Origin of the sequence: Desulfurispirillum indicum S5, assembly GCF_000177635.2 — a bacterium.
GTDB lineage: Bacteria > Chrysiogenota > Chrysiogenetes > Chrysiogenales > Chrysiogenaceae > Desulfurispirillum > Desulfurispirillum indicum.
The window spans coordinates 99,703-116,823 of the sequence record NC_014836.1 but is presented as its reverse complement, the minus strand read 5'-3'; the positions used below and the strand labels follow the sequence as shown (position 1 = coordinate 116,823).

Here is a 17,121-nt window from a genome sequence, read left to right as displayed (position 1 = left end):
AAGCGGACGGCTGAAAAGGACAGCACTGGGGAACGCTTCCCAGCCACTTTGGGCGGGTCCAAAGTGGCAAAAGAAATGCAGTCTGAGCAGAACCATTTCGGCCATTCCAGCATTGCATGTGGGTCAGCGCCGACAACCTGCCGTTTCGGGGGTGCGAAAGTTGAGAAACTTACCATTGAAGAGCGGGTTTTCACACTCCCATCAACTGTAAAAACAGTGGCAGCAAGAAAGCGCTGAAAAGGCCTGTCAATCCCATGGCCAGACCAGCAAAAGCTCCGGCCGCAGGGCTGATGCTGAAAGCGTAAGCAGTTCCAAAGCCGTGGGCCACCAGACCCATGGTGAAGCCCTGGGTATTCTCGTCTTTCTCCCGGATCAGCTTCAGCACCAGCGGCCCCACAATACTGCCGGAGACGCCCGTGATAATAACCAGAGCCGCGGTCAGTGATCCAAGACCACCAAGGGTTTCGCTGATGCCCATGGCAATCGGGGTGGTAACCGATTTTGGCGCCAGAGAAATCAGCAGCTCCCGGGACTGATCAAAATACATGCCGATGGCCACCGCTGAAACGGCGCAGACGGTCAGGCCACACAGGCAGGCCACCATGATGGGCACCAGCAGGCGGCGTATCTGGGCAAACTGGTCGTACAGGGGAATGGCCAAAGCCACCGTGGCAGGCCCCAGCAGAAAGTGGATCAGGGAGACGGAGGCGAAGTACTCCTCATGGGAAACCCCCGTGGCCACCAGGGCAACGCAGACGAGAAAAATGCTGATCAGCGCCGGATTAACCAGGGCATTTCGCCTGGCTTTGATATTGAGCCAGCTGCCCAGTAAGAAGGCCGTAATGGTAATGCCCAGCCACAGCAGCGAGCTTTCGAGCACCCATTCCATCATGACGCTGACCTCCCGGAGCGCTGCTGGCGTCGCATCAGCAGGCGAAAAACCAGGGCGGTCGTGATAATGCCCAGGATGGTGCTGCCGAGAATGGCCACGGTCAGGGGAAACCAGATTTCATACATAAAGACCCGGTGCGCCATGATTCCTGTCACGGCAATGGGCACAAAGAGCAGGGCAAGATAGCGCAGCAGCCCGTCAGTGGCACTGCGCAGGGTGGCCGGAACATCGCGATAGACAATAACCACACCCAGCAGCAGCACCATGCCAGCCACCGGCCCGGGCAACGGCAGCCCCAGGGAACGAACCAGTACTTCCCCTCCCAATTGACAAAACAGTATCAAGAGTATGCCACCCAGCATAGGCCCCCTCCAGAAATGAAATGTAACGATACGCACCTTGGGGCGTCAACACCTGCCCCTATAAAATCAGGAATAATTATTACCGATTTCGTTGGGCAAGAGGAATTGACGCAATGTATTTCATGGCGTACATATAAAGAGTATATCAGGTGTCGACTTTGCGCGACCATGATTTTCCCTGCCCGAGGATTCATTATGCACTCCAGCTTCAGTCAGGGCCTCCCTGTCAGCATAGCTTCCGACGTCTTTCTGGTGCGCATGCGGCAGAAGCCCCACAGTCGCACCTACTGGCTGGAAAACCAGCACGAAAGCGTCCTGTTCAATCCCGGGGGAACCCTTGGACAGGAAGAGGATTTTGAGCGCATCCGCCGGGATTTCCCCCTGGAACGGATCCGCTATATAGTGGTAAACAGTGCCCTTCCAGAGGCGTGTGGAGCTTTGCCCTACCTGGAAAAACGCATTGGGCGCGACGATCTGCTCATCGTCACCCAGGGGCAGATGGCGGACAGCCTGCGGCAGATGGGGGTACGCTCCTCCATCTACCCCATTGATCAGCGCAACTTTCAGCTTTCGCGACCCGGCTTTCTCTGCCACTTTATTCCGACGCCCTACTGTCCCTGCCCCGGCTCCTTTGTGACCTGCTTTCCCGAAAAGGGGCTGCTCTTCTCCGGGGAACTCTTCGGCAACACCCTGAGTGCAGGAATTCTGCACCATGAAGACGATTTCGAAGCCATTGCCCAGTATCACTCTCAGGCCATACCCAACAGTCAGTTGCTCGGGCTGGCACTGAGTCGTATCCAGAGCCTGACAGTACAAACCATCCTGCCCAATCGCGGCCCCGTGATCACCGCAACCGACATTGCCGCGCTCACCTCGGGCATGGAGGCCATGGCCGCGCTGCTCAGCAAAAAGAGCATCCAGGCCGCCCTGGAGACCTATGGTGAAGTGGTGGAGCGCAAGCACCTGGAGCAGGCCCTGGAGAAGTCCCACCAGCTGGAGCAGGAAGTTACCCAGCAGGCGGCCCTGCTGGACATTGTCACCAATTCGGTGTCGGATCTCATTTTCTACAAGGATTGCCAGCTTCGCTACATCGGCTGCAACAAAGCTTTCGCCGACTTTGTCGGGCTCAGCACAGAAGATATTGTCGACAAGAGCGACGAGGACCTCTTTGAGCCAACCTATGCCCGATTCTTTCGCTTGTTTGAAGAGAAGGTATTGGCTCGTCAACAGCCCGAGGCGTCTTTGGGCTGGTCGTGGAAGGACGATAACCCCGAGGAAATGCGACGCTTTATCTCCAGCACATCACTGTTGCGCAGCCACAGCGGTCAGGTGATCGGCATTGTCACCGTCAGTCGCGACTGGACCCGCCAGTGGAAAGCGGAACAGAAGCTGGCATCCCTGAACCGCCACCTGGAAGAGCGGGTTCAGGAGGAGCTGGAAAAAAACCGCAAACAGAATGCCCTGATTCTGCAGCAATCCCGTCACGCCATTATGGGGGAAATGCTCTCCATGATTGCCCACCAGTGGCGCCAGCCCCTCTCAGCCATCTCCATGGCCGTTGGCACCCTGGACACCTACCAGCAGATGGGTATTCTCACCGAAAAGGACATCAACGTAGCTGTCACCGATATTGAACAGCAGACCGACTACCTTTCACGGGTCATTGAAGACTTCCGCAACTTTTTCCGCCCCACCTCCTCGCGGGAAGATATTCCCATACCGGATCTGGTCAGCCGCTGCCTGGCCCTGATGGGTCATCTGTTCGCCCGCAACAGTATCGTCCTGCAGAATTTGACCGCCACCAGGGAGCCCGTCAATGTTCACACCAATGAAATCATTCAGGTTATTGTCAATATCCTGAAAAACGCCTTTGATGTCCTTTCTGAACGATCTGTTGAAAATCCCGTTGTGACTTTCCGTGATTCGGTGGAGGATGGGGAGCTCTGTCTGGAAATAGAAGACAACGGCGGAGGCATTCCCGAAAAGTTTCTGCCCCTGATCTTTGATCCCTATTTCAGCACCAAGGAAAACAAGAATGGAACAGGCCTTGGGCTCTACATGTCCAAGGTCATTATGGAAGAACACAATCACGGCTCCATCCATGCCCGCAACAGTGCTGGCGGAGCCGTATTTCAATTGCGCTTTCACCGCAACAGGAGCACTCCATGAAGACCATCAAGCAACTGGAAGTCTTTGCCGCCAAACAGAGCATTCTCATCGCTGAAGATGAAGAGATCCTCGGCCGCCAGCTTGGCGAACTGCTGGGGAAATTCTTCCTGAAAGTCGATGTGGCCAGGGACGGGCAGGATGCCCTGGAGCTCTACCGCAAAAACGACGGCTACGATATTGTCATAACTGACATTCGCATGCCTCGCATGAACGGCATTGAGCTGAGCCAGGCCATCAAGTCCATGGACCCCGAGCAGAAGATCGTTGTGATCTCCGCCCACCATGAGACCGAGTACTTTATCGAACTCATCAACATCGGCATCGATGGATTTATCCTCAAGCCCGTCAAGACCCACCAGCTGGCCAGTGTCCTGTTACGCGCATCGGAGTTCATCGTCCATCGCAAGCAGTTTGAACTGCTGCGGGCCAAAAAGTACATCGAATCGCTGCGCAGCCAGATCGCGACGCGCCCACGCAAGACAAGCTCCTATGATCGGGCCATGGAACAGGTCAGCCAGATCAGCCAGGAAGAACTGAAGAAGCGACAGGATGAGGCCATCAACAGCTTCAAGGCCGGCAAAGTCTCGGCCCTGCACTTCATTGAAGAGCTCAAAAGTGATCCCAAGGACTGGGAGAGCGCCCTGGAGGACATCGATGAGATGATGGAACTGGGTGCCAGCCTGGACTCCATCATCAGCACCATGATCGTCGAAGGATTCACTATGGAGATGCGCGATGATTTCCTGGAGATATTCGAAAGCTACCGGGTGATCTTCGACCGTTTCATGCGCTTTTCCGCCATAGCAGACGCCCTGCATAAGCTGGTCATCAGCATTGAGGCCATTGACACCGAAAACCTCGACCACAACCATGTGAGCATTCTGGCCAGCATGCTCGAAAGCCTGGCCGAGGATATCCAGAAATTCACCACCCATATCTTTGTGGACGGCGATGCTGTTGATATCCACTACCTCGACGACGCCCTGATGAGCAATATTGAACAGATATGCAACAAACTTGAGGGGCATGAGGAAGATGGGGGAGAGCTGGAACTTTTCTGAGTGAATATGAAAGGCCCCGCTGCTCAGATGAGCGGCGGGGCCTTTGTGATGGTGCAGCAATTGATTCAGGGCTTCTGACCGCGCAGCATGGCCACCTTGCCGGTGCGGGCCATCTCCTTGATGCCAAAGGGCCTGATCATGTCGATAAAGGCGTTGACCTTCTCGGCGGCACCGGTCACCTCGACGGTAATGCTCTTGACAGCCACATCCACCGTCTTGCCACGGAAAATATCCATGATCTGCAGAATTTCGCTGCGCACCGTCGTGTTGGGGCAGTTTATCTTAACCAGCAGCAGCTCGCGTTCAATATGCTCTTCGTTGGTCAGGTCGATGACCTTGATGGTGTTGATAAGCTTGTGCAGTTGCTTGGTAATCTGCTCCACCACTTTGTCGTCACCCGTAGTCACCAGGGTGATACGGCTGAAGCGATTGTCATCAATGGGGGCCACGCTGAGACTTTCGATATTGTACCCGCGACCGCTGAACAGTCCCGTCACCCGCGACAGAACCCCGAATTTATTTTCTACAATGACGCTTATGGTATGTTTCATCTCTGTCCTCACCTGGCTTAGATTTGATCTGTCAGGATCATATCTCTGACACTGGCTCCTGCCGGAACCATGGGCATGACGTTCTCTTCACGGTCGATAACCATGTCCACAATAACCGGCCCCGGCGTGTTGAGCATCTTCTCCAGCACCCCGGCGACTTCCGAAGGCTTGCTGGTGCGCAGCCCCGTGGCACCGTAGGCCTCGCCCAGCTTGACAAAGTCCGGCTGGAATTCGATGTTGGTGCTGCTGTAGCGACGGTTGAAAAACAGCTGCTGCCACTGGCGCACCATGCCCAGGAAACCATTGTTGAGGATGAGGATCTTCACGTTCAGTTTGAACTGAACGGCCACAATCATCTCCTGAATATTCATCTGGATGGAGCCATCACCAGCCACATCAATAACGATGGAGTCAGGGTTGCCAAAGGCCGCTCCCACTGCCGCCGGGAAGCCAAATCCCATGGTGCCGAGGCCTCCGCTGGTGACAAAGCGCCGCGCATCGCGATGCTTGATGAACTGGGCAGCCCACATCTGGTGCTGGCCAACCTCGGTGGTAATAATGGCATCGCGCTCCTTGATCATGTCACTGAGCGTCTCCAGCACAAACTGAGGCTTGATGACTTCATCGCTGGGCACATAGGTCAGGGGGTACTGACGCTGCCACTGCTGGATCTGCTCCACCCAGTCGTCATGGCCACTGGCAATTTCCTTGACGTCGTGCTTTTCCAGCTCCTGCAGAATATCCTGCAGAACCTCTTTCACATCACCCACAATGGGATGGTGGGCAAAGACGCTCTTCGAGATGGAGGAGGGGTCGATATCAATGTGAATGACCGTGGCATCTTTGGCGAATTCGTCGAGCTTGCCGGTGACGCGGTCATCAAAGCGCGCACCCACGGCAATAACCAGATCGCACTCACTGATAGCCGTATTGGCGGCATAACAGCCGTGCATACCGAGCATGCCGATAAACAGCTTGTTGTAGCCGCCCACCGACCCAAGGCCCATCAAGGTTTCGGTAACGGGGATGTGCAGTTTTTCAGCAATGGTGCGCAACTCTTCAGCCGCGTTGGAGGCCTTCACCCCGCCGCCCACATAGAACAGCGGACGCCTGGCCTGCTTCACCAGCTGCACGAATTTCTTGATCTGCCCGGGATGCCCCTTGGTGGTGGGACGATAGCCGGGAATATTCACTTCTTCGGGATAACTGAACTCGTACTGGGCGTGAATGACATCTTTGGGGATATCCACCAGCACTGGCCCGGGCCGGCCAGTGGAAGCAATGTGGAAAGCCTCCTTGATGGTGGTGGCCAACTCGCTGATGTCCTGCACCAGATAGTTGTGTTTGACAATAGGGCGGGTGATACCCACGATATCCGCTTCCTGGAAAGCGTCGTTGCCAATGGCAGCCGTGGGAACCTGGCCAGTGAAGACCACCATGGGAACCGAGTCCATGTACGCCGTGGCAATACCGGTTACCAGGTTGGTGGCACCGGGACCACTGGTAGCCATGCAGACACCCACCTTGCCGGTGCTGCGGGCATAACCGTCGGCGGCGTGGGCCGCGCCCTGCTCGTGACGGGTGAGGATGTGGTTGATGTCGGAATCATACAAAGCATCGTAGATACCGATCAGAACCCCCCCCGGGTAACCGAACATCACATCCACATTTTCTTTCCTCAGACATTCAACAAATATCTGCGCTCCTGTCAGTTTCATGCATACCCTCCGGTTTCTGACCTATGTGAATAGCCTTTGCAGCTACGACAAACCTGTCTGGTTATTCCATCACCGCGCCGGTATCGGCCGATGTCACCTGGCGGGCGTAACGGGCCAGCCAGCCGGTTTTGATCTTCGGTTCAGGGTGAACCACGCGCTCCATACGTCGGGCGATTTCCTCATCGGTAATATCCAGGTGCAGGGAGCGGCTATCCAGATCTATGATGATCGTATCACCTTCCTGAACCGCGGCAATGGGTCCTCCGGCAGCGGCTTCCGGTGAAATGTGACCAATACAGGGGCCACGGGTACCACCGCTGAAGCGGCCATCGGTGATCAGGCAGACCTTCTCGCCCAGCCCCATGCCCATGATGGCTGCCGTGGGCGCCAGCATCTCGCGCATGCCAGGGCCACCGCGCGGTCCCTCGTAGCGGATTACCACCACGTCACCAGCCTTGATCTGCTTGCCCATGATAGCCTCCATGGCCATCTCCTCAGAGTTGAACACCCTGGCGGTGCCGCTGAAATGACGCATGGCATCGCTGACCGCCGTCTGCTTGATGACGCTGCCACCGGGAGCAAGATTCCCCTTGAGCACAGCGATCCCCCCCTCTTTTTTCACGGGGTTGTCCATGGTGCGAATGACTTCCTGATTGTAATTGATGGCCTGAGCCGCGATCTGGGCGGTGGTGAGGCCACTGAGCGTCAGGCAGTCGTGGATATTGGCTCCCAGCTGCTGCATGGCGGCAGGAATACCACCTGCAAAGTGGAAGTCCTCCATATAGTAGATACCAGCCGGTTTGAGGCTTGAGATATTGGGTACCTGGCGACTGATCTCATCGAATCGTTCCATGGGAATGCGGATGCCGCATTCGTGGGCAATGGCGGGGATATGTAAAGCGGTATTGGTGGAACCACCCAGAGCCATATCAATGGCAATGGCATTGTCAAAAGCCTGTGCGGTCATGATATCGCGAGGCTTGATGTCTTCGCGTACCAGGCGGCAGATGACCTCCCCCGACTCCTGGGCGATGCGCCGCTTTTCAGCAAACCCGGCCAGCGCCGTGGCGCAGTAGGGCAGACTCATACCCAGGGCTTCGCTGACACAGGCCATGGTATTGGCGGTGAAAAGCCCCTGACAGGATCCCTGCCCGGGGCAGGCCGACATTTCCAGGCGATCCAGTTCATCACGGGTAATCAGACCAGCCTGACACTGACCCATGGCCTCAAAGGTGTCGGTAATGAAATCACGGCGGATATTCTTGTAGTTCCCCGTCATCATCGGTCCGGCGGTAACAACTATGCAGGGTACGTTGAGACGTCCGGCCGCCAGCAGCATCCCCGGTGTGATCTTGTCACAGTTGGTCAGCAGTACCAGGCCGTCCAGCGCGTGGGCCATGGTCACAGACTCTATCATGTCGGCAATCAGCTCACGGGTCGGCAGGGAGTAGTGCATTCCCACATGGCCCATGGATATGCCGTCACAGACACCGGGCACGCTGAAGATAAATGACTGGCCCCCACCGGAATGGACCCCTTTTTCAATAAAGCGCTCAAGATCCCGCATGCCAGTATGCCCCGGAATCAGATCCGTAAAGCTGGAAACTATTCCGATAAATGGTCGTTCCATGGATTTCTTACTGACGCCGGTGGCATACATTAAAGAACGGTGAGGGGCTCTTTCGATCCCTTTCTTTACACGATCACTTCTCATATGGAACGCTCCCGCTGTCACAAAAATTATTCTCTGTACATACAAACCGACGACTGCTAAGATTGATACAAAATTCCTAGAGCACCGCCTTCGGCCAGGTGCGGTAAAGTTGCAGCACATTACTGAATATGGATAGGGAATTCAAGGATTTTATAAGAAAAATCCGTTTTTGTAAAAGGGTTCCTGGAGCTTATCTTCACACAGGGAGCGAGATGAGTAAAACAGCGTTTAACGTCAACCCTTCCGGCCAGCGCAGCGAGGAAGATTTCGGTGAAATTCTGGCCACCTGGCCCCACCGCCTGGATCTGCTGGAGAGTACTCCCTCCACTAACAGCTATCTGCTGGAGCAGTCCGGCACCCTTGAGCACGGAACCCTTGCCGCCACGAAAATCCAGTCCGGCGGACGAGGGCGCTTCGGACGCCCATGGTTTTCCGATAGTGAATCCATCGCCTTCTCCGTCTGCCTTGACGCCCCCCGTGAGATGCAGCACCTCACCCTCATTCCCGTCCTGGCGGCAGTGGCCGTACTCAACACCTGCAGTGCGCTGGGCGCAGACGTCCGGGTGAAATGGCCCAACGACATAACCGACACAAAAGGGCGTAAACTCTGCGGCATCCTGACGGAACTGCGCACCCAGGGTGGCACTCCCCGCAACGTCATAGTAGGCATCGGGCTCAACGTCAATCAGGCGCAATTCCCTCCTGAAGTGGCCGAAATTGCCCAAAGCCTGCGCATATTGACGGCAAACACCACCTTTTCTTGCCCTGCGGTTATTCTATCCATTGCGCAAGAGCTGCTCAGCGGCTACAATGAACTCCTCAACCATAACGGGGGTGCCCTCGTCGACAGATGGAAAGCGTCCTGCGCCATGTTCGGCCGCCCCTATCGCGACCGCCGCCATGACCAGGTGTTCACACCACTGGATATGGCAGATGACGGCTCACTGGTCGTCAGAAACCAGGATGGCACCATAACCACTATCAGCTCCGGCGAGGTAATTGAAGTTGCTCATAGCTATTGATGTAGGGAACACCAATGTGGTCATCGGCGTCTTTGATGGCGATGACATGAACGCGCGCACCAAGTGGCGCCTGCAGTCGAATATTCACCGCACCACCGACGAATACATGGTTCTGCTGGGCAACCTGATGCGCCTTGAAGACATCTCCCCAAGGGATGTGGAGGGAGTCGTGATCTCCAGCGTGGTCACTCCACTGACCAGGGTTTTCCGCAAGCTTTCCACCACCCTCTTTGGCCAGGAACCACTGATTATCTCCGCCGGAGTGCGCACCGGGATGCCCATTCGCATGGACAACCCCAAGGAGGTAGGTGCCGATCGCATCGTCAACGCGGTCGCAGCCTATGACAAGGCGCAGGGTGCCGCTATTGTCGTCGACTTCGGCACGGCCACCACCTTTGACGTCGTCTCACCCGACGGAAGCTATATCGGCGGGGCCATAATTCCAGGTATAACCGTATCACTGGAAGCGCTTGTGGAGCGAACCGATCGCCTGCCACTCATCGAAATTGCCCGGCCAAAAAAAGTCGTGGGTCGCAATACCATTCATTCGCTGCAGTCGGGTATTTACTACGGATATGTCTCTATGATACAAGGGATAGTTCAAAGGATCTCCCAGGAAGAGGGTATGAAGCCCTATGTAATCGCCACCGGCGGACTGGGCTCTTTGTTCCACCAGGAATCAGGGCTTTTCCACGAATACAGCCATGACTTGACCCTTCAAGGACTTAAGATACTTTTTGAAAGGAATCGCGCATGAAGGAAACCGACATTCACGGCACACCTCACGACGCCACAGAGCCCGAAACGCTTGGCTCTTACCTGAAAAGGCTGCGGGAAGCCCGCGGCATCACCGTCGAGGAAGTCGCTGACCGCACCAAAATAGCCGTCAGTCAGATTGCTGCCATTGAGAATGATCAGCACCAGTTCCTTCCCCCGAAAGCGTTCGTGCTGGGTTTCATTAAAGCTATCTGCAACGAAGTCCGCGGGGACTATGAGTACGCCAAGGTACTCCTGTTCACCATGCTCGGCGAAATTGAACCTGGCGAAGCTCCACGGGAAAGCTCGGACCCTGAAAAAAAAGAATCCGCCAAGGAAATCATCAACAAGAACAGTTCACTCTCCCCGGTCATCTTCGGCGCCGTTGTCGTTGTCGTTGTCGCCGCCATTGCCTACTTCTACCTCTCATCCCAGCCCCAGGAGCCTGTTGCGGCAGAGCGTGAACAGTACGACGTGATAGCTGAAGCCCAGCGAAACCTCCAGGAGCAGCAGGCCGCCGAGGAAGAAGCACGCAGACAGGAGGAGCTGCGACAACAACAGGCGGAAGAGGCTCGCCTGAGGGCAGAAGAAGAGGCACGACTGCAGGCGGAACGCGAAGCACGTCAGCGGGAGCAGGCAGCCGCGCAGCAACAGGCCACACAGCCAAGCACGGAAACCGCAACGGAAAATCCTTTTGCCGGTGCCTTTCTCAACGACATCCCCCTGTCCGTTCGCCTGGAGGGGTTGAGTGAAGCCTGGGTAAAGATGGTTGGCTCCCATGGGGAAGCCATGGAAACCACCACCCTGCGGGAAGGCAGAAGCCTTTCCATCGAATCACAGGGAACCGTTATCGTCGCACTGGGCAACGCCGGAGGCGTCAACGTCTTTATCGACAACAAGGAACACGGCCCGGTCGGGCGCCCGGGACAGGTTCGCCGCTTTCTGGTGGAACCACGCGAAGATGACCAGTACCGTATCATCCAGATATCGCGGGAACAATATATAGCGGTATTGCGCTCTCTGGGACAGAGCCCATGAAAAAAGTCCCCGTCGAACAAGCCATCGGCCTGAGCCTTGGCCACGACATCATGGGAATTGATCCACAAAGCGGTGTCAAAAGCACCGCTTTTTTTCGTGGGCACCGCATTGAAGCCGCCGATGTCGCACTCCTGAAAAATCTCGGGAAAAACCACATCTATGCTGACAACGATGGCAGCTCCGATGCCGTCCATGAGGATGACTTTGCTCTGGCCGTCATCAGCCGCATCGGAGACCCTGACACCATCTCCCATGATACAAAGCCCGTTCAGGGCCGCCTTGGACTTTATGCCCGTTCCACAGGCGTCCTCTGCATAGATTCGCAGCGACTCTTCCGCCTCCACGAACAGCACGGGGAAATAGCATTGCCAACCCTGCCACAGTATTACGCCGTAAAAGCTGAGGACCGGGTGGCGGCCTTCCGTATCCTCCCGCTCTTTGCACCCCGCGACACGCTCCAGAGCACCCTGAACATCCTGGACACGCCACTGATACGTATTGCGCCATACCGAGTCACAAAGGCGGCAGTACTGGTGACCGGAAGCGAAGTGTATGAAGGGCGCATTCAGGATCGCTTCCTGCCCCTACTGACCCGGAAACTCGGTGCCTTCGGCGTAGAGATCGTCCACCATCAGCTTCTGCCCGATGATCGTCAACACATCGCCAGTGCCCTGGCTGAAGCCTACGCGAAAGCAGAGCTGGTCTGCATCACTGGTGGAACTTCCGTTGACCCCGACGATGTTACCATTGCCGCCGTGTGCGACAGCGGCGCAGTTCCTCTGCGCCGGGGAGTTCCAGCACAGCCAGGGAACAATTTCACCATCGCCTATGAGCACACCCGCACGATACCCGTGTTGACCATCCCGGCCGGCGCCCTCAGCACGCCCATCACGACCCTGGACATCTACCTGCCGCGCCTGCTGGCTGGCTTGCCCATACACAAACGCGAGCTGGACCACGCGTCCCTCGGTGGACTGTGCCAGCAATGCCCAACCTGCCACTTTCCCAATTGCACCTTTGGAGGTGTCCGATGAGCTTGCACCATATTCCCTTCCCCCAGGCATCGGAACTCATCGCCAGGCATACCGCGCCCCTGGAGGTGGTCTCCCTGCCCCACAACGAGGCTCAAGACCACGTGCTGGCCCGTGATGTTCTCACCCACCACGCCTATCCCGACGTGAAAAAAGCTGCTGTGGACGGCTTTGCCATCAGCGAGGAAGATCGCCTCAATGGCGTGCGGCACTTTACCGTGCAGGAGCAGGTGGGAGCCGGCCACCGGTTTTCCACCACCCTGACTTCCGGCAAAGCCATTCACGTGATGACCGGAGCCGAAGTTCCGGAAAACAGCGGCTTCGTGGTGCGCGTCGAGGACGCCGTCCAGGAGGGAGACCATATCGCCCTCTCCCAGGAGTACGGCTCCCAGGAGAATATCTGCCAGCCCGGTGAAGAGGCCCATGGAGAAGACATCGCCCTGAAAGCCGGCACCTGGCTCAACTGGGCACGCATGCCCCTGATCCACTACCTGGGTGCCACCCATCTGTCCGTCTACCGCAAACCCCGGGTGGGCATCATCGTCACCGGCGATGAACTCCTTGAGAGCCACAGCCCCCACCAGAGGGGAAAGGTACGCAACACCAACCAGTACACCGCCCAGTACATCCTGCAGGCCATGGGGATTCCCTGCACAAGCTACGGCATGGTGCAGGACAGCCGCGAGCAGATTGCCACCACCATCAGGCTGGCCATGGAGGAGTGCGACGTAGTGCTGACTTCCGGTGGTGTCTCCATGGGGAAATATGACTTTGTCAAACCCATCTTCCAGAGCCTGGATGTCAACCTGCACTTTACCCGTACCGCCATCAGGCCCGGTGGCCCCCTGCTCTTCGCCTCCCGTGGCAAGCAGGTTCTTTTCGGCCTGCCCGGCTACCCTTCAGCCTTCTTCACGGTGATGCTGGTCTACGTTGTTCCGGCTCTGAAGCGAATCATGGGGCGCCCTGACCATCACCCCGTCGAAGTGGATGTGGAGCTGGATAATGACATGCGCTCCCGCCAGGGGCACCTGGTGTTCAACCGTGCCAACTTCGATCTGGTCAACGGACACTGGCACGCCCGGGGCGGCGAAAACCAGAAGTCCTCCCACTTTATCCCCTTCGCCAACGCCGACGGCCTGGTCATCTTCCCGGAAGATATCGGCAATGCCCCGCGGGGCACGCGACTGCGGGGCATGCCCTTTGCCCTGCAGCTGCTGTAGGAAGCATGCCATGACACAACAGCTCCTGGACTCCCAAGGCAACCCCATTACCTACGTACGCATCAGCGTCACGGATCGCTGCAACCTCAAGTGTTTCTACTGCGTCCCGGAGGACGGCATCTGCCACGCCACCAAAGACCAGCTCCTGACACCGGAGGAGATTATTCGCGTTCTGAATCTGCTCCATGGCCTGGGCGTCAGCAAGGTACGCATCACCGGCGGTGAGCCCCTGGCCCGCCGAGGTATCGGCAAGCTTATTCGTCAAATCAGCGCCATCGGCTTTTCAGATATCGCCATGACCACCAACGGCGTGCTCCTGCCCCGGTTTGCCGGGCTGCTGCGGGAATGTGGTCTGAAGCGGGTCAATATCAGTCTGGACTCCCTGCATCCGGAACGCTTTGCCAGCATCACGGGAGTGGATAGCTTCGAACAGGTATGGAAGGGCATCCAGGCCGCCCAGGAGAATGGACTGGTGCCCATCAAGATCAACGCCGTGGCCATACGCGGTATCAACGACGACGAAATTGCCGACTTTGTCGCCCTCACGGAACATGAAGACATCAGCGTACGCTTTATCGAGTACATGCCGGTGGGAATCCGTGATCGCTACAATACCGACCAGCTGGTCAGCGTGGCGGAAATGCTCTCCCAGGTGAAAAATCGCTTTTCCATCGAGCCCCTTGATCAGGAACGCTACTCCACCGCCCGCATGTTCCGCATTGTCGGCGGCCGGGGCACCTTCGGCTTTATCTCCCCTATGACCGAGCACTTCTGCCACACCTGCAACCGCCTGCGCATTACCGCCGACGGCAAAATAAAAACCTGCCTCTTCTCCAAGCAGGAACACGACTTCCTGCCCATGCTACGCCAGCAGAACTGCAGTGATGCCGAGCTCAGGGCATACTTCCTGCAAGTGGCAGGCGGCAAGGTGACAGAAATTGACGATATGTACCGAGGATCACGCAATATGACGCGTATCGGAGGATAACCGCGCTTCCGGAGGAGGATTTATGGAACTGACACACTTCGACCAGCAGGGCAACGCCATCATGGTGGACGTTTCCCGCAAGGAGGATACCGTGCGCGTCGCCCGCGCCACCGCCACCGTCATCGCCCAACCGCAAACCATCGAGATGATCCGCCAGGGCACTCACAAGAAGGGGGATGTACTCGGCGTCGCCCGGGTTGCCGGAATCATGGCCGCCAAGCGCACTTCAGACCTGATCCCCATGTGCCACCCCATCCCCATTGAGGGAGTCAGCGTGGACTTTGAGGTTCAGGATGAGCGCGTGATCATTACCACCGAACTGCGCACCACCTACAAGACCGGCATTGAAGTGGAAGCCGTCGTGGCCGCATCCATAGCCGCCTCGACCATCTACGACATGTGCAAGGCCGTCGACCGGGCCATGGAAATCACCAACATCAGGCTTCTCTATAAAGCAGGCGGAAAATCCGGTGTATTTGAACGCCAGTAATATCCCCGTCATTGGCTTTACCGGCACCTCGGGCTCAGGCAAAACCACACTGATCGAAAAACTGGTGCAGCAACTCAGCCATCGCGGACTGAAAGTGGGCGTCATCAAGCACGACGCCCACCGCTTTGACATCGACAAGCCCGGCAAGGACTCCTGGCGCTTTCGGGAAGCCGGAGCAACCACCACCCTCATTTCCAGTGACCAGCTGGTGGCCATCCAGAAGCGCACAGCGCAGCCAGCGCCACTGGAGGCGCTGCTGGCATACTTCACCGACGAAGATCTCATCATCATTGAAGGACACAAGAGCAGTCCCCACCCGAAAGTCGAGATTTTCCGCAGTGCCAATGGCAAAGCCCCCCTCTACGGGCATATCCAGCACATCATCGCCATAGCGGCCCCCGCGGAAGATCACACCCGCCTGGAAGCCAGCCAGCTGCCCCTGCTGGATCTGGATACGCCATCAGCGGTGCTGGATTTTGTGCTGGAGCAGCTCCCCCACCTCAGGCACCCGTAAGCACACTCGGCCAAATGATTACGGAACAAAGTTACGCCCCATGGTGAAGGTTTTCCACGGCCTGTCAGAACTTCCGCACCGGAATGCCATACTTGCTGATGCGATAGCGCAGCTGCCTCGGGCTGATTCCCAGAATATGGGCTGCTTCCGTCTGCACTCCCTTGGTGGCCTGCAAGGCCTCCTCGATCTTGCGTCGCTCGTACTCCCGGCGGCTTTCCACAATGGCAGGCGCCAATGGAGCGACTCGGGAACTGCTGCTGGGAAGTGGCTCCTCACTGCGCCCGCTGTACTGAAGGAAGCGGAAATTGGCATACCCCTGCTTCTGCTCCAGGAAGGCTCGAAAGACCGCGTTCTGCAGTTCCCGCACATTGCCCTTCCACGGGTAGGAGTCCAGCAGGCCAATATCATGTGAATGAATACTGATATCCGTATTATTATCCTCGTTGATTTTCTCCAGAAAATGCTGGGCCAGCAGCGCCACATCGCCCGCGCGCTCCCGCAGCGGCGGCATGGTGATATTTACCACATTGACCCGGTAGTAGAGATCTTCGCGAAAGCGCTTTTCCAGTACAGCGCGGTGAAGATCCTGATTGGTGGCGCAGATGATGCGCACGTCCACCTTGATGGTCTCGTTGCCACCAACCCGCTCAAACTCCCCCTCCTGCAAGACACGCAGCAGTTTGCTCTGGAACTCGGCAGAAACCTCGCCAATTTCATCCAGAAAGAGCGTTCCGCCATCTGCCTTTTCAAAGCGCCCGATGCGCCGGTTCATGGCACCGGTGAACGCCCCTTTTTCATGTCCGAAAAGCTCGCTCTCCAGTACCGTGTGGGAAAGAGCCGCGCAGTTTACCGCTACAAAAGGACTGTTGGAACGGATAGAAAGTTTATGGATAGCCTGGGCAATCAGCTCTTTCCCCGTCCCCGATTCTCCGGTAATCAGCACACTGGCACGGCTGGCAGCCACCTTCTGCACCAGATCAGCCACTTCGCGCATGGCTGTGGATTTCCCGATAACTCCATCCAGCACCGCCGGAATGGGACGCCGGTGAGGCTCATCGCTGACATTGAGGCGATAGCCGTAGGAATTCAGAGAGAAATAGAGCACCCGCCCCACCGTGCGCAACACATCAATGCGCCGGTTCAACGCGTACATATCGCGGCAGAAGAAGGTAAAAAATGAGAGGGGCAGGGTCTTGGATGGCTCCTCGATGGCCACCATCACAAAGAAGCGCAGGGGCGCCTCCCCCAGGTACGGCGCGAAGGGGTTATCGTCAAAATCATCCTCCTCCTCACCCAGAATAACCACCGAGGCGGAATTGATGCTGCGGTGATAACGCCACTGGTTCATGCGTTCGGAAATACGGGACTTTTCCCTGGAGGGGATCTCAGGGCTGATCTCCAGCCCATACTGACCGGTGACCATGTCCTTCAGAAACAGGGAGGGAAAGCGGAAGTCAAAGTATTCCGACATCATCTGCAGGGTCGTATTGATTCCCATCTTGATATTGCGGCCGGAATGGATGATATCCACCGCCGACCTCAGAAAGAGCCATTCGCTTGTCATTTTTGTCACTCATGGTTTTTTTGTTATTTTT

The 17,121-nt window shown here is 56.8% G+C and carries 16 protein-coding genes; 10 read left to right on the top strand and 6 right to left on the bottom strand.

Annotated features, from left to right (window positions below; genetic code table 11):
* Positions 1-190 precede the first annotated feature (190 nt).
* Together SELIN_RS00545 and SELIN_RS00540 are read right to left on the bottom strand one after the other, a co-directional pair.
* Positions 191-892 carry an LrgB family protein gene (locus SELIN_RS00545; protein WP_013504757.1) on the bottom strand — a complete coding sequence of 234 codons (702 nt, stop codon included), beginning with the start codon at positions 890-892 and terminating at the stop codon, positions 191-193.
* Positions 889-1,254 (bottom strand): CidA/LrgA family protein, encoded by a 366-nt coding sequence (locus tag SELIN_RS00540; RefSeq protein WP_013504756.1) that lies wholly within the window; start codon positions 1,252-1,254, stop codon positions 889-891. The genes SELIN_RS00545 and SELIN_RS00540 overlap by 4 nt, the downstream gene beginning before the upstream one ends.
* A 195-nt stretch (positions 1,255-1,449) precedes the next feature.
* Between SELIN_RS00540 and SELIN_RS13600 the strand changes: the two genes are divergently transcribed.
* Together SELIN_RS13600 and SELIN_RS13595 are read left to right on the top strand one after the other, a co-directional pair.
* On the top strand, positions 1,450-3,423 hold the full coding sequence (locus SELIN_RS13600) for an oxygen-binding di-iron domain-containing protein (RefSeq protein ID WP_013504755.1): 1,974 nt from the start codon (positions 1,450-1,452) through the stop codon (positions 3,421-3,423).
* Positions 3,420-4,484 carry a response regulator gene (locus SELIN_RS13595; RefSeq protein ID WP_013504754.1) on the top strand — a complete coding sequence of 355 codons (1,065 nt, stop codon included), beginning with the start codon at positions 3,420-3,422 and terminating at the stop codon, positions 4,482-4,484. The genes SELIN_RS13600 and SELIN_RS13595 overlap by 4 nt, the downstream gene beginning before the upstream one ends.
* 65 nt (positions 4,485-4,549) lie before the next feature.
* Here the strand turns inward: SELIN_RS13595 and ilvN are convergent, their stop codons facing one another.
* The 3 genes from ilvN to ilvD form a co-directional block, all read right to left on the bottom strand.
* Positions 4,550-5,035: an acetolactate synthase small subunit gene (gene ilvN / locus SELIN_RS00525; RefSeq protein ID WP_013504753.1), complete on the bottom strand. Its 486-nt coding sequence runs from the start codon at positions 5,033-5,035 to the stop codon at positions 4,550-4,552.
* A gap of 17 nt (positions 5,036-5,052) precedes the next feature.
* A complete protein-coding gene (gene ilvB / locus SELIN_RS00520) occupies positions 5,053-6,753 on the bottom strand; it encodes a biosynthetic-type acetolactate synthase large subunit (protein ID WP_013504752.1) in 1,701 nt (566 codons plus the stop codon).
* A 61-nt stretch (positions 6,754-6,814) separates the two neighbouring features.
* Positions 6,815-8,467: a dihydroxy-acid dehydratase gene (gene ilvD, locus SELIN_RS00515; protein WP_013504751.1), complete on the bottom strand. Its 1,653-nt coding sequence runs from the start codon at positions 8,465-8,467 to the stop codon at positions 6,815-6,817.
* 212 nt (positions 8,468-8,679) lie between these two features.
* On the opposite strand from ilvD, the gene SELIN_RS00510 reads away from it, so the two are divergent.
* The 8 genes from SELIN_RS00510 to mobB are packed head-to-tail and all read left to right on the top strand — an operon-like array spanning position 8,680 to position 15,526.
* Entirely contained in the window at positions 8,680-9,489 is an 810-nt protein-coding gene (locus SELIN_RS00510) for a biotin--[acetyl-CoA-carboxylase] ligase (protein ID WP_013504750.1), read from the top strand.
* On the top strand, positions 9,473-10,246 hold the full coding sequence (locus SELIN_RS00505) for a type III pantothenate kinase (protein WP_013504749.1): 774 nt from the start codon (positions 9,473-9,475) through the stop codon (positions 10,244-10,246). The genes SELIN_RS00510 and SELIN_RS00505 overlap by 17 nt, the downstream gene beginning before the upstream one ends.
* Complete coding sequence (locus SELIN_RS00500; protein ID WP_013504748.1) at positions 10,243-11,283, top strand: helix-turn-helix domain-containing protein; 1,041 nt, start codon at positions 10,243-10,245, stop codon at positions 11,281-11,283. The genes SELIN_RS00505 and SELIN_RS00500 overlap by 4 nt, the downstream gene beginning before the upstream one ends.
* Positions 11,280-12,317 carry a molybdopterin-binding protein gene (locus SELIN_RS00495; RefSeq protein WP_013504747.1) on the top strand — a complete coding sequence of 346 codons (1,038 nt, stop codon included), beginning with the start codon at positions 11,280-11,282 and terminating at the stop codon, positions 12,315-12,317. Before SELIN_RS00500 ends, SELIN_RS00495 begins: the two co-directional genes overlap by 4 nt.
* On the top strand, positions 12,314-13,534 hold the full coding sequence (locus SELIN_RS00490; RefSeq protein WP_013504746.1) for a molybdopterin molybdotransferase MoeA: 1,221 nt from the start codon (positions 12,314-12,316) through the stop codon (positions 13,532-13,534). The genes SELIN_RS00495 and SELIN_RS00490 overlap by 4 nt, the downstream gene beginning before the upstream one ends.
* Positions 13,535-13,544: 10 nt before the next feature.
* A complete protein-coding gene (moaA, locus tag SELIN_RS00485; protein ID WP_013504745.1) occupies positions 13,545-14,522 on the top strand; it encodes a GTP 3',8-cyclase MoaA in 978 nt (325 codons plus the stop codon).
* 22 nt (positions 14,523-14,544) lie between these two features.
* Entirely contained in the window at positions 14,545-15,012 is a 468-nt protein-coding gene (gene moaC, locus SELIN_RS00480) for a cyclic pyranopterin monophosphate synthase MoaC (RefSeq protein WP_013504744.1), read from the top strand.
* Complete coding sequence (gene mobB / locus SELIN_RS00475) at positions 14,999-15,526, top strand: molybdopterin-guanine dinucleotide biosynthesis protein B (RefSeq protein ID WP_041726217.1); 528 nt, start codon at positions 14,999-15,001, stop codon at positions 15,524-15,526. Before moaC ends, mobB begins: the two co-directional genes overlap by 14 nt.
* Positions 15,527-15,590: 64 nt before the next feature.
* On the opposite strand, the gene SELIN_RS13590 is transcribed toward mobB, so the two are convergent.
* The gene (locus SELIN_RS13590; protein WP_013504742.1) at positions 15,591-17,090 is read right to left on the bottom strand and encodes a sigma-54 interaction domain-containing protein; all 1,500 of its coding nucleotides are present in this window, start codon (positions 17,088-17,090) and stop codon (positions 15,591-15,593) included.
* Positions 17,091-17,121: the final 31 nt, after the last annotated feature.